The following is a 15,688-nucleotide window of genomic DNA, read 5'->3' on the forward strand; positions in this document are numbered from 1 at the left end:
AAAGGAGCGTAATCATGCAAGTGCTTGTCTGTACAAAACCGCACCATATGGAGCTCGCTCACGCCGATAAACCTGAGTGTTCGCCTGGGCATGCCGTGGTGCAGATTCGCCGTATTGGTATCTGTGGAACGGATATTCATGCTTATGGCGGCAATCAGCCCTATTTTGAATACCCTCGCGTGCTGGGGCACGAGTTAGCCGGTGAGGTAGTTGAGGTCGCTGATGATCAAGCCAAGCATTTATTAGGCAAGCAGGTTTATGTTATCCCTTACCTGCATTGCGGGGAGTGCCGTGCTTGCCAGCAGAATAAAACCAACTGCTGCCAGAACATGCAGGTGATTGGCGTCCATCAAGATGGCGGAATGGCGGAGTACTTGTCCGTTCCTACTACCCATTTGGTGGTATCGGAAACACTGACTATCGATCAACTGGCGCTGGTGGAGTGCATGGCGATTGGCGCTCACGCGGTAAGGCGTAGCGCGCTAGAAGCGGATGAGCTTGCCGTGATCGTGGGTGCAGGCCCGATTGGTATGGGCGTGCTGCAAGTGGCTAAAAGCCGAGGTGCACGGACCTTGATGGTCGATACTAACCCTTCCCGATTGGCTTTTTGCCGCGATGTGCTGGGTGCTGATGTAGTGGCAAACCCACAGGGCGCCGATGTGGCTGAACGTATAAGTCTATTGAATGGCGGCGCATTAGCGGATGTGGTGTTCGACGCCACTGGCAGCCCGCTAGCCATGCAGGCGGGGTTCGATCTGGCAGGCCATGGTGGACGCTACGTGTTGGTAAGCGTGGTAAAAGCCGATATTACCTTTAGCGACCCTGATTTCCACAAGAAGGAGCTGACTCTCATGGGGAGCCGCAACGCAACTCGTGAAGATTTCGATAGCGTGGTGGCCCTGATGGAGAGTGGGAGCATTAACGCTGAAGCCATGATTACTCACCGGGCGCCGCTCGCCGACATACCCACCCAAATGCCCCAGTGGTGTGACCCTGCCAATCAGGTCATCAAGGCCATGATCTCGATTGACTTTTAATACGTCTTCATCATTTCCTCAAACTTGCCACAATCAACCGCCGACGAAGTTAACTTTAAGGTCTATGATGCAAATCAGTAGTCGTTAATTTAACGGTTGTGAGTGGGAGTGGTTGAAATGGCGGGAAATATACGTAATACAGCGGTATTGGGAAGCGCTGTTTTGCTTGGCGGTTTGCTGGCCCTTGGGCTGGTCTGGAGCGGTAGCTATATCAAGGGAGCCGCTGAGGTGTGGCAGCAGTCATCGCGTAGCGTAACAGTGCGTGGCTTGGCCGAGCGTGAGGTGGCGGCGGACTTGGTGCTGTGGCCGTTTAATTACAGCGTCAGTGCCAATAGCCTGAGTGACCTGGAGCAGCAGCTGTCAGAAGACGAACAGTCGATCCGAGATTTCCTTCAAGCCCAAGGCTTTGCGCCAGAATATATCAACTCGACACCACCGCGGATTACCGATCAGTTCAGCAACCTATACGGTAATCAGCGGCCCGATGAGCGCTACCGTGCTGAAGCAACGTTACTGCTTCGCACGCCCGATGTAGAGGGCGTAATTGCGGCGATCCCCAGCGCGACATCACTGGTGCGTGAAGGCGTACTACTATCGCCTAGCTATGAATACCGCACGGAATTTCTGTTTACCGGCCTTGATGCAATCAAGCCCGAAATGATTGCGGCGGCCACTGCTGATGCGCGTAACGCCGCACAGCAATTTGCGCAAGACTCCGGTAGCCAGGTGGGCCAAATTCGCCAAGCGACCCAGGGCTACTTTTCCATTGAAGACTTGGATAGCTATACGCCGCAAACCAAGCGCGTACGTGTCGTTACAACGGTGGACTATGCCTTACAAGATTAGGCTGCCTAAGGGGCTGAGCTTTAGAGGAGCAGTCCCAGCTAGGTTAACTGCTTGAGGTGGAAGGCTTGCCCGTATAGTCGATCTCGGTGATGGTATAAAACATATCACCATTAGGCGTGAGCACTTTTGCATCATCACCCACCTGCTTGCCAAGCAGCGCTTTGGCCATGGGGGCATCGATACTGATCCAGCGTTTTTTAGTGTCGATCTCGTCGTGGCCAACAATCCTAAGATATACCTGTACGCCGTTTTCATCTTCCAAGCTGACGTAGGCACCGAAGAACACCTTGCTAGTGTCGGCGGGTAGGCGATCAACGATCTGTAACTCGTCCAAGCGCTTCGTCAGGTAGGTAATACGAGCGATCACCCGGTTTAGCTCTTTCTTGTTGTAGGTGTAATCTGCGTTTTCACTACGGTCACCCTGGGCCGCCGCTTCACCTACTTTCTCTGAAATCGCTGGGCGCTTTACTCGCGAGAGGTGGTCCAGAATGGCGCGCAAGCGGGCCGCCCCCTCTGCAGTAATCAGGTTGCTTTTAGGGGCTTGACGCGGATCTTTTGCTGGATCGCGCCAGCGGGTCATGTTGCGGCCTTTCATTACCGTGTCCCTATTATGTCTGGAACCAACCAGCTTACGTTAATTGAGCGAAGCATACCAAAGAACATGCCGCTGGCGAATCAATCAAACGTTCGTTACATTATGTGAGAGGCCCGCCACTCTTAGGCCTCAGCTGTACAACAATAATTCAGGAGCCTCTATGCGAACTCTCTCTTTTTCACGTCTATCTTTATCAAAGCTAATAATCACTGCTGCCATAGGCAGTACGCTGACGCTGTCACCCATAACGGCCATTGCTTTTGAAGGTGAGCTATTTTCACTCAAGAACCGTTGGGAGCACACCGTCACGGCACTGCCTGCCAATGAGCGTGAAAACACACTAAAAGCGTTAGTCAGTGAGGCAGAACAACTCGCCAACCAATATAGCGATGAAGCCGATGTGCTGGTTTGGCAGGGCATTATTTTGGCCTCTTATGCTCGTGAACGTGGCGGTCTAGGTGCGCTGGGAACCGCAGGGGATGCGCGTGACGCATTGGAAAAAGCGATTGAGCTAGATCCTCAAGGGCTGAATGGTTCCGCGTACGTGACGCTAGGGGCGCTCTATGATCGTGCACCGGGACGCCCGCTCGGTTTTGGGAATAGTGATACTGCTGAAAAAATGTTCCAGCGCGCCTTGGAAATCCGTCCTGACGGGATTGATGTGAACTACTACTACGCCGCTTTCCTCAAGGAGGAGGGCAATGCTCAGGCTGCTCGTGAGCATGCACAGCGTGCGGTTAACGGTACGGCCCGGGACACCCGCCAAGCCTCCGATGAAGCGCTGCGCCGCGACGCAGAGGCTATGCTCAGCCAACTGTAATCTACCCACGTAATTGGCATTCCCGGTGGCAAGCACTGATAATAGAGCGATTATCACTACCGGGAGTGCCTCATGGTGTCCAGCCCAAAGTACGCTTCTGAACGAAACGTCCCATTTCGCAGCACGACGCTTAGCGTTCCGCAGTTAAACCGTGAAGACGTTGAATTATTAAAGCGTGAAACGCTGCACCAGGGGTTTTTCCGCCTTGAAGCCCTAGAGCTTCGCCACCGCCTATTTGAAGGCGGCTGGAGCGAGCCAATGCGCCGTGAAGTGCATAACCGCTTTGATGCGGTAGGGGTAATGCTTTACGACCCTGAGCGAGACTCATTGGTGCTTATTGAGCAGTTTCGCGCTGGTGCAATTGATGATTCGGTGTCTCCCTGGAAGCTTGAGTTCGTTGCTGGCTTAGTCGAGGAGGGCGAGTCAGTGGAAGACGTGGCTCGCCGTGAAGCGTGGGAAGAAGCCGGTTGTAAAGTGAGCGAGCTGACCAAACTACACACTTATTATCCAAGCCCTGGCGCCTGCAACGAGCAAGTGACACTGTTTTGTGGTTTGGTAGATACCCAAGGTTTAGGTGGCATTCACGGCTTAGATGAAGAGCATGAAGATATTCGTGTTCACGTCATGCCGTTTGCAAATGCCTGGGAACTCTTAGAGCAGGGGCGACTCGACAACGCCATGTCTTTAATTGGTCTACATTGGCTTAATAGCCAGCGAGCCTCATTACGCGCCGCCTCACAGCGGCCGTTGACGCAAAGCGAAACAAACGAGGAGTGAACATGGCGAGAACGGCCTACGTCACCGATTTAAAATCGCTCCAAGGGGAGTGCAGCGCCAACTATTTACGTATGGTGCGGCTTGTGGGCGACATGGAGGCTGGTCAACGCCGTAATATTGCCTTGCGTGGTGATAAACAGTACTTCGGCGATCTGCATCTTTTTATTCAAGAGCAGGCACCCTATACCACCATGGTGGATGTCTCCCAGACCGGCCCGCTTGATGCAGTGTTGGAGGGGCCGCGCATGCGTGTGCATCTTTATCATGATGTGCGTATGGCGGAAGTCACCGATTTTCAGCGCGAGCGCCACTTTAGTGGCCGCTACCGCTACCCCAATGCCCGTATGCATCAGCCAGATGAAAAGCTTCAGCTCAACCGTTTCTTAGGCGAATGGTTAGCTCACGGCCTGGCCCACGGGCACACCCATGATGTGCCGGAGATGCCCTAGTGCGATTGGTACAGATTTCCGATGCTCACCTACATGCGGTCATCGAAGCACGTTCCCGTGCAGGCGTGCCTTGGCGCCAGTTTCAGCAGGTATTAAGCGCTGTGAAGGCCGAACAGCCCGATATTGTGATCTTCACTGGGGATATCAGCCAGGACGAATCCGCCGCCTCGTACTCTCTGGCGGTGCAGGCAATGGAGACGTTGCCCTGCCCATGGTACTGGCTGCCGGGGAATCACGACCAGCTCGCGTTGATGACGGCTGAGCACCCCTTAATGGGAGAGGTGGATGTTCGCCCATGGCGCATTTTGCTGCTCAATACCCAGGTGGAAGGCAAACCCTTTGGGAAGCTGGGAAGCGAGCAATTAGCTAAGCTGCAAGAGCAGTTAGAGCAAGATGATCGCCCCACGCTCATCGCCATGCATCACCCGCCGGTGGATGTCGGCGCTGTGTGGATGGATGCCATTGGCCTACAAGATCGTGATGCATTTTGGGAGCTGATTAGCAAATACCCTCAGGTAAACATCATCCTGTTCGGTCACGTGCATCAAGCTTACGCCGAACACCATCGCCTGGGCGAAAACACGATTGATGTTTATGGCTGCCCGGCGATGGCCGATCAGTTTCTGCCCGGCGCTGAGCAGTTCGCCATTGATGAAGCTTCTCGCCCTGGTTATCGCATTGTCGATTTAAGCTGGAGTGAGCTTTCAGGGAGCGAGTGGCAGACCTGGGTAGAGCGTATTGAGTGATCCTCAATCGATCTACCAGTCCTTGTTAGTCAATTATGGAATAAAAAGATAGTTATTAATTCTTTTGGGTTATTATTGGCTCGGCGTTACCCTACCTGCATTCGAACATACAATATTCTTTAGCTTAAGTGATGAGCTTGTTCTTGTGAGGTATGGGGCCATGACCCAATTGTCTACTATTTCTTCAAAGGAGCGGTCTTCAGCAACACGCTCTTCAGCGCCACAGCAGGAGGCTTTCCATACACCTGATGCTGCGCGCCTGACCCACCTCAAGCAGTTAGAAGCCGAGTCTATTCACATTATTCGTGAAGTCGCCGCTGAGTTCGCCAACCCGGTGATGATGTACTCCATCGGCAAAGATTCTTCGGTCATGCTGCACTTGGCGCGTAAAGCTTTTTACCCTGGTACACCGCCATTCCCACTGATGCATGTGGATACCACGTGGAAATTTCGCGAGATGATCGAGTTCCGCAACCGCATGGCCAAAGAGGCGGGAATGGAACTGATCGTGCATACCAACGAAGAGGGGCGGGCAGCCAATATCAACCCCTTCGATCATGGCAGCGCCAAATACACCGATATCATGAAAACCCAAGCGCTCAAGCAGGCGCTGGATAAGTATGGATTTGATGCGGCCTTCGGCGGCGCTCGACGTGATGAAGAGGCGTCCCGGGCCAAGGAGCGTGTCTACTCGTTCCGCGATAAGTATCACCGTTGGGACCCAAAGAATCAGCGCCCTGAGCTGTGGAATGTGTATAACGCCAAGGTCAATAAAGGCGAATCGATCCGCGTGTTCCCGCTCTCCAACTGGACCGAGCTGGATATCTGGCAATACATCTACTTAGAATCGATTCCCATCGTACCGCTCTACTACTCGGCCAAGCGCCCGGTGGTCGAGCGCGACGGTATGCAGATTATGGTCGATGACGACCGCCTACCGTTAGCGCCTGGCGAAGTGCCTGAACAGAAGTCGGTGCGATTTAGAACGCTAGGCTGCTACCCCTTGACCGGCGCCGTGGAATCCGAAGCCGCAACGCTGCCGGAAATTATCCAAGAGATGCTGTTGACCCGAACCAGTGAGCGCAGTGGTCGTGCCATTGATCGCGACCAAGTCGGTTCGATGGAGAAGAAAAAGCGCGAGGGGTACTTCTAAAATGTCTCATCAATCCAACTTGATCGCCGATAATATTGAGCAGTACCTGCACGAGCACGAGAATAAAGATCTGCTGCGTTTTATTACCTGCGGCAGCGTAGACGACGGTAAATCGACACTGATTGGCCGTCTGCTTCACGACTCGAAAATGATCTTTGAAGATCAACTGGCAGCGATCACCCAGGCTTCTAAAACCAGCGGTACGACCGGTGATACGGTTGATTTGGCGCTGTTGGTGGATGGCCTGCAGTCCGAGCGTGAGCAGGGCATTACCATCGATGTAGCGTACCGCTTTTTCTCCACCGATAAGCGCAAATTCATTATTGCTGATACCCCAGGGCATGAGCAGTACACCCGCAATATGGCCACCGGCGCTTCAACGGCCAGTTTGGCGATTATTTTGATCGATGCCCGCTACGGCGTGCAGACACAAACGCGCCGCCATAGCTTTATTGCCGACCTGCTAGGCATCCAGCACCTAGTCATTGCGGTCAATAAGATGGATCTGGTGGGCTTCTCCGAGCAGCGTTTCAACGAGATAGTCGAGGAGTACCGCGCCTTTGCCACCAACCTGCAGGCGCCGGATATTCGTTTTGTGCCGATGTCGGCGCTGAATGGCGACAATGTGGTTAATCGTAGCGAACAGACGCCCTGGTACTTTACCGGTGAATACCAGGGGCAAACGCTGATTGAGCTACTTGAGAGTGTTGAGATCACCCGCGATCAAAACCTAAGCGATCTGCGCTTGCCGGTACAGTACGTGAACCGTCCAAACCTTGATTTTCGCGGTTACTGCGGCACCTTGGCCGCCGGTGTGTTGCACCCTGGTCAAGCCGTTAAAGTCTTGCCATCGGGTAAAACATCGCGGGTTGCTCGGATTGTCACCTTTGATGGGGATCTTGCCGCCGCTTATCCAGGCCAAGCGATTACGGTGACACTGGAGGATGAAATCGATATCTCCCGGGGCGACTGGCTGGTAGCAGTGGATAGCGAACTGCCGCTCTCCAATAGCTTTAAAGCCGATATTGTCTGGATGCACGAAGAAGTACTAGCACCGGGCAAGCTCTATGATTTCAAACTGGCGACCCGCGACCTTTCAGGTCAGGTGAGCGCGATCGATTTCCAAATCGACGTCAACACCTTGGAGAAGCATGCCACACACTCGCTGGGTTTGAATGCGATTGCCCGCTGCGACGTTGAGCTGACCGCCGCCATTCCCGTGGATGATTATCGCACCAGCCCCGGTACCGGCAGCTTTATTATCGTTGATCGGTTGACTAACGTGACCGTAGGCGCCGGTATGATCCGCGGCACGGCAAGCGCTCCAGGCAGTGTTTCAAGCACCACCGATTGGGCGGCATTTGAACGCGACCTAAATGCCCTGGTGCGTAAGCATTTTCCTCACTGGGAAGCGAAAGATATCAGCGGCTTATTCAACCGCTAAGAGCGTTGATGCACCAGTGCAGCACAAAACACAGCGGCCCGCATTTTAAAGCGGGCCGCTGTGTTTTTAAGAATACAAATATTACTCAGCGTTAGGGAAAAACAGCTGCTGGCCGTCTACCTCAAAATCCGCAATCGCTTGCTGACCCTCTTCAGAGACCAGCCACTCATGCCACTGAGCCGCAAGATCGTGTTTCAGATCTGGATGGCGTTCTTCCGAGAGCAGTAGGCTGCCGTACTGGTTGAATAGCGCTTCATCGCCTTCAAACAGCAGGGTTAGGTCTTGTGGGTTTTCAAAGGCAACCCAGGTGGCGCGGTCGGTAAATGTATAGGCATCCATACCGGCGGCGGTGTTTAGCGTGGGGCCCATGCCGCTACCCAATTCGCGATACCACTCGCCCTTTGGCGTGACGCCAGCATCTTCCCACAAGCGCAGTTCAGCGCGGTTGGTGCCGCTATCGTCGCCGCGTGAAGCGAAAGGTGACGCGCTCTCTGCAATACGCTGCATGGCATCGGTGACAGATTCGCTGTCACTGATTCCTGCAGGATCATCACTCGGGCCAACGATCACGAAATCGTTGTACATGACATTAAGACGTTCAGTGGCATAGCCATCGGCCACAAACTGCTCTTCGCCCGCCGTATCATGAACTAACAGGCTATCGGCGTCACCACGGCGACCAATCTCAAACGCCTGACCGGTGCCTACTGCGACAACACGAACTTCAATTCCCGTCTCTTCGGTGAAGGTGGGGATGATAGCGTCGAACAAACCTGAATTTTCAGTCGAGGTGGTGGAGGCCAGCGTGATGTAATCATCGGCCGCCATCAACGAACCGCTAAAGGTCAGGCCTAGGGCGCCTAAGGTAATAAATGCAGTCGCTTTCTTCATGTTATTGCTCCTTGATCATTGTTTATTAGTCACAGAGTTCACGAGCTTCAGGGTTACCAAACCAGCTCGCCCCGAATAAACGCCCCCGCCTCGGGTGAGGAGGGGGTAGTAAAAAACTCATCAACAGGGGTATGTTCGAGTAATTCGCCGTTATGTAGAAACAGCACATCGTTGGCTAAACGACGGGCTTGATGTAAGTCGTGGGTAGTCATAACGATGCGTGTACCGCTGTGATGAAACTCAAGCACTGCATCTTCAACGGCTTTAATAGCGGCGGGATCCAGCGCCGAGGTGGGCTCGTCTAAAAACAGCACTTGAGGATTGAGCAGCCAGGCTCGCGCTAGCGCTAAACGCTGCTGCTCGCCGCCGGAAAGTACCCGTGCTGGACGCTTAGCGAGGTGGGCTAAGCCAAACTTTTCCAGCGCACTCATGGCCTGGGCTTTACGGCGTTGACGAGCTGTTTTATGAATTGCCAATACGTAGGTGAGATTATCCAGCGCCGAACGACGCAACAGCACCGGGCGCTGGAAGACCATGGCTTGGGCAGGCGGCGCGCCTTGCCATCGCACCGTGCCGCTAGTAGGCGTCAATAGGCCATGGGCCAAGCGCATTAATAGACTTTTGCCTGCACCATTCGGCCCCATGATTAGCGTTCGCTGGCAGCCTGTAAGGCGCAACGAAGTAGGTTTAAGCAGCGTATGACCACGATGGATAAAGCCCACACTATCGAGTTCCAGGGCCGCCACGGGAGGTGTGTGATGTACATTCATCCCAGCCGCCTTTTCGCCGTTTCACCGATGATGTGTGCGATGGCATTAATCATGGTCACCAGCGCGAGCAGAATAATGCCTAAGCCAAGCGCCATGGGCAGGTTGCCCTTGCTGGTTTCTAGCACAATGCTGGTGGTCATCACGCGAGTGACACCATCGATATTGCCACCCACGATCATTACAGCGCCCACTTCAGCGCTGGCACGACCAAAGCCCGCCAGTATGACAGTCATTAGTGCGAAGCGCGCATCCCAAAGCAGTGTCGGAATCATGCGGCTACGTGATAACCCAAGGGAGTTCAATTGCTCGGCGTACTCGGCATGCAGCGCTTCGATCTGTTGTCGGGTAAGGGCGGCAATAATCGGCAATACCAATATCACCTGTGCGATGACCATCGCCGTGGGAGTGAATAGTAGCCCCCATTCACCCAGTGGGCCTGCGCGTGAAAGCAGTAGGTAAACGCAGAGTCCAGCAACCACTGGCGGTAACCCCATCAGAGCATTGAGGGCAATAATGACGCCGTTGCGCCCAGGAAAGCGCCATAGCGCGAGGGCAGCCCCCAAAGGCAGTGCTAACAGGCTGGCCACGAACACGGCTATTAGCGAGACCTGTAGCGAAAGTATGACGATGGAGAGTAGCGCGCTATCCATGCTCATGATGAGAGCGAGGGCAGTCCTAAAGGCGTTGTCACTAGTCGGCATTGAGCGTTAGCGTCATTATCAGGTGTATGGGCGCATGATGTACTGAAAAATTATCGATTGCACTGTCAGCTGAAATCAATGCAGTCTTATGCAGTAAACTGCCAATAGCAGGCACATGCCTATTGAGGCTCTATTGAGATGACTGAACGACACGTTTATTTGACTACTGCTGAAGTCGCCGACTACCTACGACTGAAAGAGCGTAAGGTGTACGATCTGGTCAGCCAAGGCCAAATCCCCTGTAGCCGGATAACCGGAAAGCTGCTGTTTCCTCGTCAGCAGATTGATCTATGGGTGCTGAGTCATTTAGAGGGCGATCAGGCCCAGAGATTTTCGCTACCGCTAGTGGTCGCAGGCAGTCAGGACCCATTATTAGAGTGGGCTATTCGAGAGAGCAGCTCCGATTTGGCCATGCTGTGCCAGGGCAGTGGTGATGGCGTGCGCCGCTTACTCGATGGCAAAGCCATGCTGGCGGGCATTCACTTGCTCGATCCGATATCTCAACGCTACAACGAACCCGGTGCATTAGGTTTAAGCGGCATGCGTGATCTATTGATCGTGCACTGGGCTACGCGCCGCCAAGGGCTGCTATTGCCCATCGATAATCCACTGAAGATCGCAGGGCTAAGCGATTTGCAAAAAGCAAACATTCGCGTGGCGCATCGCCAGCCGGATGCCGGTGCGGCAAGGTTGCTGAGTTGTCTATTGTCACAAGCGGGCATCGATAGCTCAACGCTTAACTGGGCGCCTCATGCTTCCTTGAGTGAAGATGATTTGGCATTGAGTGTTCGGCAAGGCGAGGCGGATGTGGGGCTAGGGGTTGAGGCCGCAGCTCACCGACAGCAATTGGGCTTCGTTCCTCTTTGCGAGGAGCCGTTTGACTTAATCATGCAGCGACGGAGCTATTTCGAACCGCCAATACAGCGATTGTTGGCATTTACTCATCAATCCCGCTTTGCCGAGCGTGCAGCACAGTTAGGGGGTTATAATCTTGCTGAAACAGGTAAGATCGTCCATAACGCTTAGCGCAGGATCGATAGTCTCGATTCATTAGCAGGGTAGCTTGACGCTGTTACTATATGCGCCACACTAGTGGAGCGTTACAGACGCAAATCATCACGAAAAGGAGAGCATGATGAAACAAGCACTAAACGGTAAACGAGTGGCTATTTTAGCCGCCGCTGGTTTTGAAGAGTCTGAGTTGAGCGTGCCGCGTGCCGCGCTACAGAAAGAGGGCGTTGAGGTTCACGTGGTCACCCCCGATGGCAAGGGAATTAAGGCTTGGGCGGAAACCGACTGGGGCGACACCTACGAGGCCGATAAAGCGCTTGCTGATGTCAATGAGTCTGACTACCACGCGCTGGTACTTCCCGGTGGCTTATTCAACCCTGACGAACTGCGCACCAACGATGAAGCATTGAGCTTCGTAAAAGCGTTTTTCCAAGCAGGTAAACCCGTGGCAGCGATTTGCCATGCCCCCTGGATATTGATCAATGCAGGCGTGGTAGAAGGCCGTCGTATGACCTCCGTTCCTAGCGTTGCACAAGACCTGCTCAACGCTGGCGCTGAATGGGTGGATGAGCCTGTCGTCGTCGACAGTGGTCTAGTGACCAGCCGCACACCGAAAGACTTGGATGCCTTCAATGCCAAGTTACTCGAAGAGCTTCAGGAAGGGCGTCACTCCGGTCAACACGCTTGATGGGCATACTGCGTCAGTGGGCAAGCTTTGTTAAAAGGCTTGTCCACGTTATTGCCAAACCTATTAAAGGCGACAGTGGCCGCGGTGGCATGGTGGTTCACCCCTACCGCGGTTACGGTTCCCAGCGTGAAATATTTGTCATGGGTAGGGTGTTTCGTCAGGCCGCACTTGGCCGGGCGATCCCTCGCCATGGCATGCTGCGCGATACCGCAGATGTGGCACGGCGAATTTTGCGCCGCGGGCTGGCCGATGCTCAGGTAGAGATTCATATAGGCGAAAATAAGCTCTGCGTCGGCACGGATCGGGATGGCTATTTCGATGTGCATTTGCCGATTAGCCACACCCTACCCATCGATGTCTCCTGGCACCGCGCTGATATTCTGGTTCATTGCCCAGGGCAGACGCCGGTACGCACCCACGTAGAGGTTTACGTGCCGCCACCGGAGGCTGACTTGCTGGTCATTAGTGATATCGATGATACGGTCATGTTCACCGGTGTAGCAGAGAAGCTGAAAATGCTTTATCGCCTGTTCGTTAAAAAACCTCACCGGCGCACGGCTTTTCCTGGCGTCGCATCGCTTTATCAAGCGCTGCATCGCGGCGTAAGTGAGCGCGCTGAACGCCCCATTTTGTATGTTTCTCGTGGGCCGTGGGCGATATACGAAATGCTTGAAACCTTCTTTCAGATCAATCGCATTCCCGTCGGCCCTATCTTATTTCTGCGTGAATGGGGAATTTCATGGCGCAGGCCATGGCCTCGCCGTGCAGAGGAGCATAAGCGCGATCTGATCGACCGCATGCTTACCCTCTATAACGACATGCCATGCATACTCATTGGCGATAGCGGCCAACACGACCCAGAAGTGTATATCGAAATCGTGAAGGCTTACCCAAATCGCATTAAAGCCATCTATATACGGCGCGTGGATAAAAATCCCAAGCGAGAAGAGGCAATCCAGCGGCTGCGTGATGAGCTGGTGGGTACTCAGTGCGAATTGGTGCTTGCCGCTGATAGCGTTCTGATTGCTGAGCATGCCCACGCCCAGGGCGATATATCTTCCCATGGTTTAGCGGCAGTAAGGCGCGATGTGGAAGAGCAGCGCAACGATCCTGATCCTGCATAAGCGCACTCCCGGACGAGGCTGTTGCCAAGCCAGTCCCCATGGTAAAAGCTAATCTGGTAAAACATTGTTCACCGTCGTTTGTCTAACGGCGGTTGTGTGTGGATAGGGGCTGCCATGGTTGTTCTGCTGATCATTTTTGCACTGGCCGTTTTCGTGCTCCCCAACGTATGGGCCAAATGGGTGCTTAAACGCCATACCCGTGGTCGTGACGATTACCCCGGCACGGGGGCGGAACTTGCCGACCATTTACTGCGCAGGCTCGGCATTGTGGGCGCGAGTGTCGAGCGCACCGAGTTCGGCGACCATTACGACCCGGAAACACGCTGCGTGCGGCTTTCCCCGGATCATTATGATGGCCGTTCGCTAACCGCTGTCACGGTGGCTGCCCATGAAGTAGGCCATGCTATTCAACATTATCAGGGTTATGCGCCACTCGTGGCGCGCAGCCGGTTAGTAGGCGTTGCTCAAAAAGCCGAGAAACTCGGTGCTGTGCTGATGATGGCCGCCCCTTTTCTATTTATTTTGACGCGCTTACCGGGCGGTTTGGCAATAGTCATTGCAATGGCAGTGATCAGCTTCGGTACTGCAGCCGTGGTGCATCTAGTGACGCTGCCGGTGGAGTTCGATGCTAGCTTCAATCGGGCGCTGCCGCTTTTGAAAGAGTACGTGCCGCCTGCAGATATGAAAGGCGCGAGGCACGTACTCACCGCCTGCGCCTTTACCTATGTGGCCGCTTCACTGGCCAGCGTGATGAATCTAGGCCGCTGGTTGGTGATATTGCGGCGTTAAAGATGAAAGTGCCCAACACTTACCCGGGCTTATTCGCCAAAATCACCGCCCGGCGTGGGGCGGGGTAGCCTTCAATAGTGCGGGTTCGGTCATTGGGATCAAGAAAGTCCGCCAGCGACTGGTAAGTCATCCACGCCGTTGAGCGTTGCTCTTCAAGTGTAGTAACTGCTTCATCTACCACCCGCACGTTGGTAAAGCCGCAGCGCTCCAGCCAGTGGCATAGCGCTTTGGAAGAGGGCAGGAAGTAGACGTTGGGCATGGCGGCGTAGCGTTCGCCGGGTACAAAGACCGTTTGCTCGTCGCCTTCGACCACCAAAGTCTCGAGCACCAGCTCGCCGCCAGGCGTCAGCGCCGCTTTTAGCTGCTGAAGATGTTCCAATGGGGCAGGGCGATGGTAGAGCACACCCATGGAAAATACCGTATCGAAAAAGCCCAGGTTCTCCGGCACATCTTCGATGCCCACTGGCAAAAACTGCGTTCTGCCCCCGTCAGCATTACCGACAAAGTGGCGTACCGCCTGAAACTGCCAGTAAAAACGCGGTGAAGGGTCGATCACCAATACAAAAGCAGCCCCGGCCCCAGCCATCCGCCAAGCGTGATAGCCGCTGCCGCCGCCTACATCGAGCACCTTGCGATACTTCAGCGGCGCCAAGTGCGGGGCGACTCGTTGCCATTTCCAGTCTGAGCGCCACTCGGTATCAATGTGAATGCCACCCAGTTGAAAAGGGCCTTTACGCCAGGGGGCGAGCTTTCTTAATAAGTTAAAACACTGGCGCTGCTGGCTATCGCTAAGTTCCAGTTCAACGCTGACGGTGTCGCTGTTTAAATCTACACGCCGCTCACTGGGGAGCGCAGGCAGCTTAGCGACGGCTTTTTCCCAAGCGGAGAGGTCGCCATGACGATTACGGTCAAGCCCATAGGCCAACTGTTCGGGTAGCTTGGCAAGCCAGGGCGTTAGCGATTTATCGAGGGTAGCTTGGTCTAGAAACGCTTGATACAGAACACGGTGATCATCGGGTAACAACACCTCACCCCTCCTTGAACGCAATGAGTGAGGCAAAATTCAAATACTGGAACCAGGTCACTGAGCGAGGAAAGCCTGCCTGTTGCAAACGGCCATGAAGCGCATCGAGAGTGTCGGGTACCAGCACGTTCTCAAGGGCGGTGCGTTTCTGGCTAATTTCTAAATCGCTATAGCCGTTGGCACGCTTGAAATCGTGGTAGCGTTCAACGCGCCATGCATTATCACGCTCGTCGGCATCGACCGTTTTCTCTGAAAGAATCAGCACGCCGCCGGGCTCAAGCGCTGCATAAAGCCTTGCCAACAATGCATCGCGGTCAGCAGCAGGCAGAAACTGCAGCGTAAAGTTGAGAATGATCATGCCTGAAGGTGCATACTCCAGGGTACGTATATCGGCTTCTTCCACCTGCATCTCGTGTGCAGGGCACTCATCAGCAAAGGTTTGCCGTGCCTGAGTTACCATGGCGGGTGACAGATCAACGCCCGTGTAGCGAAAAGCATCCGGCGGCAGGGCGCCAGCCAAAGCAAGCCCCGAAGCGCCCAGCGAGCAGCCCAGGTCATATACATGGGCGCCGTGGCGTAGGTGGCGCTGGGCAATTAAGCTCAACATACCCAGAATTTGCCCGTAACCAGGCACCGAGCGGCGGATCATATCGGGAAAGCACGCGACGACCTTCTCATCGAAAGAGAACCTTGCTACTCGGTCAAGGGGTGTCGAAAAGATAGCGTCACGGTAAGATGCATCACTCATGGGCAAGCCGGAATCATGGAAAAGGCGTATTAGTTTACGCGCCCTTAATTAACGAGAACAGGCCTGGCTAGAATA

Annotated in this window: 18 protein-coding genes; 12 read left to right on the forward strand and 6 right to left on the reverse strand. The window is 54.2% G+C overall.

All coding sequences use genetic code 11. The features are described from left to right. The first annotated feature begins 14 nt into the window (after positions 1-14). A complete protein-coding gene (locus MLE19_RS02020) occupies positions 15-1,037 on the forward strand; it encodes a zinc-binding alcohol dehydrogenase family protein (RefSeq protein WP_240716406.1) in 1,023 nt (340 codons plus the stop codon). Between the two features lie 117 nt (positions 1,038-1,154). After that, positions 1,155-1,883, forward strand: coding sequence for an SIMPL domain-containing protein (locus MLE19_RS02025; RefSeq protein WP_240716407.1), 729 nt, complete (start codon positions 1,155-1,157; stop codon positions 1,881-1,883). Positions 1,884-1,926: 43 nt separating this feature from the next. Here the strand turns inward: MLE19_RS02025 and greB are convergent, their stop codons facing one another. After that, on the reverse strand, positions 1,927-2,478 hold the full coding sequence (gene greB / locus MLE19_RS02030) for a transcription elongation factor GreB (protein WP_240716408.1): 552 nt from the start codon (positions 2,476-2,478) through the stop codon (positions 1,927-1,929). Positions 2,479-2,638: 160 nt separating this feature from the next. On the opposite strand from greB, the gene MLE19_RS02035 reads away from it, so the two are divergent. From MLE19_RS02035 to cysN, 6 genes are all read left to right on the forward strand, one after another. Then, positions 2,639-3,298 carry a hypothetical protein gene (locus MLE19_RS02035; RefSeq protein ID WP_240716409.1) on the forward strand — a complete coding sequence of 220 codons (660 nt, stop codon included), beginning with the start codon at positions 2,639-2,641 and terminating at the stop codon, positions 3,296-3,298. Between the two features lie 72 nt (positions 3,299-3,370). Further along, the gene (locus tag MLE19_RS02040) at positions 3,371-4,075 is read left to right on the forward strand and encodes an NUDIX domain-containing protein (protein ID WP_240716410.1); all 705 of its coding nucleotides are present in this window, start codon (positions 3,371-3,373) and stop codon (positions 4,073-4,075) included. A 2-nt stretch (positions 4,076-4,077) separates the two neighbouring features. Next, entirely contained in the window at positions 4,078-4,524 is a 447-nt protein-coding gene (locus MLE19_RS02045; RefSeq protein WP_240716411.1) for a DUF1249 domain-containing protein, read from the forward strand. Beyond that, positions 4,524-5,270: a phosphodiesterase gene (locus MLE19_RS02050; protein ID WP_240716412.1), complete on the forward strand. Its 747-nt coding sequence runs from the start codon at positions 4,524-4,526 to the stop codon at positions 5,268-5,270. The genes MLE19_RS02045 and MLE19_RS02050 overlap by 1 nt, the downstream gene beginning before the upstream one ends. Before the next feature lie 160 nt (positions 5,271-5,430). Beyond that, complete coding sequence (gene cysD / locus MLE19_RS02055; RefSeq protein ID WP_240716413.1) at positions 5,431-6,423, forward strand: sulfate adenylyltransferase subunit CysD; 993 nt, start codon at positions 5,431-5,433, stop codon at positions 6,421-6,423. 1 nt (position 6,424) lies between these two features. Then, positions 6,425-7,867, forward strand: a complete 1,443-nt coding sequence (gene cysN / locus MLE19_RS02060; protein ID WP_240716414.1) for a sulfate adenylyltransferase subunit CysN — start codon at positions 6,425-6,427, stop codon at positions 7,865-7,867. A gap of 81 nt (positions 7,868-7,948) precedes the next feature. On the opposite strand, the gene MLE19_RS02065 is transcribed toward cysN, so the two are convergent. Genes MLE19_RS02065 through MLE19_RS02075 form a run of 3 tightly spaced genes read right to left on the reverse strand, consistent with a single transcriptional unit; the run spans position 7,949 to position 10,184 of the window. After that, the gene (locus tag MLE19_RS02065) at positions 7,949-8,758 is read right to left on the reverse strand and encodes a substrate-binding domain-containing protein (protein WP_240716415.1); all 810 of its coding nucleotides are present in this window, start codon (positions 8,756-8,758) and stop codon (positions 7,949-7,951) included. 53 nt (positions 8,759-8,811) lie between these two features. Further along, a complete protein-coding gene (locus MLE19_RS02070) occupies positions 8,812-9,528 on the reverse strand; it encodes an ATP-binding cassette domain-containing protein (RefSeq protein WP_240716416.1) in 717 nt (238 codons plus the stop codon). After that, positions 9,525-10,184 carry an ABC transporter permease gene (locus MLE19_RS02075; RefSeq protein WP_240716417.1) on the reverse strand — a complete coding sequence of 220 codons (660 nt, stop codon included), beginning with the start codon at positions 10,182-10,184 and terminating at the stop codon, positions 9,525-9,527. Before MLE19_RS02075 ends, MLE19_RS02070 begins: the two co-directional genes overlap by 4 nt. Positions 10,185-10,367: 183 nt before the next feature. On the opposite strand from MLE19_RS02075, the gene MLE19_RS02080 reads away from it, so the two are divergent. The 4 genes from MLE19_RS02080 to MLE19_RS02095 all read left to right on the forward strand — a co-directional run bounded on the left by MLE19_RS02080 (position 10,368) and on the right by MLE19_RS02095 (position 13,841). Beyond that, positions 10,368-11,255, forward strand: coding sequence for a helix-turn-helix transcriptional regulator (locus MLE19_RS02080; RefSeq protein WP_240716418.1), 888 nt, complete (start codon positions 10,368-10,370; stop codon positions 11,253-11,255). 109 nt (positions 11,256-11,364) lie between these two features. Beyond that, the gene (locus MLE19_RS02085; protein ID WP_240716419.1) at positions 11,365-11,928 is read left to right on the forward strand and encodes a type 1 glutamine amidotransferase domain-containing protein; all 564 of its coding nucleotides are present in this window, start codon (positions 11,365-11,367) and stop codon (positions 11,926-11,928) included. Continuing rightward, positions 11,928-13,052: an App1 family protein gene (locus MLE19_RS02090; RefSeq protein WP_240716811.1), complete on the forward strand. Its 1,125-nt coding sequence runs from the start codon at positions 11,928-11,930 to the stop codon at positions 13,050-13,052. The genes MLE19_RS02085 and MLE19_RS02090 overlap by 1 nt, the downstream gene beginning before the upstream one ends. A gap of 114 nt (positions 13,053-13,166) precedes the next feature. Then, complete coding sequence (locus tag MLE19_RS02095; RefSeq protein ID WP_240716420.1) at positions 13,167-13,841, forward strand: zinc metallopeptidase; 675 nt, start codon at positions 13,167-13,169, stop codon at positions 13,839-13,841. Between the two features lie 19 nt (positions 13,842-13,860). Here MLE19_RS02095 and cmoB read toward each other — a convergent pair whose 3' ends face one another. Together cmoB and cmoA are read right to left on the reverse strand one after the other, a co-directional pair. Next, on the reverse strand, positions 13,861-14,868 hold the full coding sequence (gene cmoB, locus MLE19_RS02100) for a tRNA 5-methoxyuridine(34)/uridine 5-oxyacetic acid(34) synthase CmoB (RefSeq protein WP_240716421.1): 1,008 nt from the start codon (positions 14,866-14,868) through the stop codon (positions 13,861-13,863). Position 14,869: 1 nt separating this feature from the next. Beyond that, the gene (gene cmoA, locus MLE19_RS02105; protein ID WP_240716422.1) at positions 14,870-15,613 is read right to left on the reverse strand and encodes a carboxy-S-adenosyl-L-methionine synthase CmoA; all 744 of its coding nucleotides are present in this window, start codon (positions 15,611-15,613) and stop codon (positions 14,870-14,872) included. Positions 15,614-15,688 lie beyond the last annotated feature (75 nt).

Origin of the sequence: Vreelandella neptunia (assembly GCF_022489065.1) — a bacterium.
In the GTDB taxonomy this organism is placed as follows: Bacteria; Pseudomonadota; Gammaproteobacteria; order Pseudomonadales; family Halomonadaceae; genus Vreelandella; species Vreelandella neptunia_A.

Excerpts from the sequence above, each read along its gene's own strand:
- MLE19_RS02020 (WP_240716406.1), top strand. The coding sequence starts at position 15 with ATGCAAGTGCTTGTCTGTACAAAACCGCACCATATGGAGCTCGCTCAC.
- MLE19_RS02025 (WP_240716407.1), top strand. The coding sequence starts at position 1,155 with ATGGCGGGAAATATACGTAATACAGCGGTATTGGGAAGCGCTGTTTTG.
- greB (WP_240716408.1), bottom strand. The coding sequence starts at position 2,478 with ATGAAAGGCCGCAACATGACCCGCTGGCGCGATCCAGCAAAAGATCCG.
- MLE19_RS02035 (WP_240716409.1), top strand. The coding sequence starts at position 2,639 with ATGCGAACTCTCTCTTTTTCACGTCTATCTTTATCAAAGCTAATAATC.
- MLE19_RS02040 (WP_240716410.1), top strand. The coding sequence starts at position 3,371 with ATGGTGTCCAGCCCAAAGTACGCTTCTGAACGAAACGTCCCATTTCGC.
- MLE19_RS02045 (WP_240716411.1), top strand. The coding sequence starts at position 4,078 with ATGGCGAGAACGGCCTACGTCACCGATTTAAAATCGCTCCAAGGGGAG.
- cysD (WP_240716413.1), top strand. The coding sequence starts at position 5,431 with ATGACCCAATTGTCTACTATTTCTTCAAAGGAGCGGTCTTCAGCAACA.
- cysN (WP_240716414.1), top strand. The coding sequence starts at position 6,425 with ATGTCTCATCAATCCAACTTGATCGCCGATAATATTGAGCAGTACCTG.
- MLE19_RS02065 (WP_240716415.1), bottom strand. The coding sequence starts at position 8,758 with ATGAAGAAAGCGACTGCATTTATTACCTTAGGCGCCCTAGGCCTGACC.
- MLE19_RS02070 (WP_240716416.1), bottom strand. The coding sequence starts at position 9,528 with ATGAATGTACATCACACACCTCCCGTGGCGGCCCTGGAACTCGATAGT.
- MLE19_RS02075 (WP_240716417.1), bottom strand. The coding sequence starts at position 10,184 with ATGAGCATGGATAGCGCGCTACTCTCCATCGTCATACTTTCGCTACAG.
- MLE19_RS02080 (WP_240716418.1), top strand. The coding sequence starts at position 10,368 with ATGACTGAACGACACGTTTATTTGACTACTGCTGAAGTCGCCGACTAC.
- MLE19_RS02085 (WP_240716419.1), top strand. The coding sequence starts at position 11,365 with ATGAAACAAGCACTAAACGGTAAACGAGTGGCTATTTTAGCCGCCGCT.
- MLE19_RS02090 (WP_240716811.1), top strand. The coding sequence starts at position 11,928 with ATGGGCATACTGCGTCAGTGGGCAAGCTTTGTTAAAAGGCTTGTCCAC.
- MLE19_RS02095 (WP_240716420.1), top strand. The coding sequence starts at position 13,167 with ATGGTTGTTCTGCTGATCATTTTTGCACTGGCCGTTTTCGTGCTCCCC.
- cmoA (WP_240716422.1), bottom strand. The coding sequence starts at position 15,613 with ATGAGTGATGCATCTTACCGTGACGCTATCTTTTCGACACCCCTTGAC.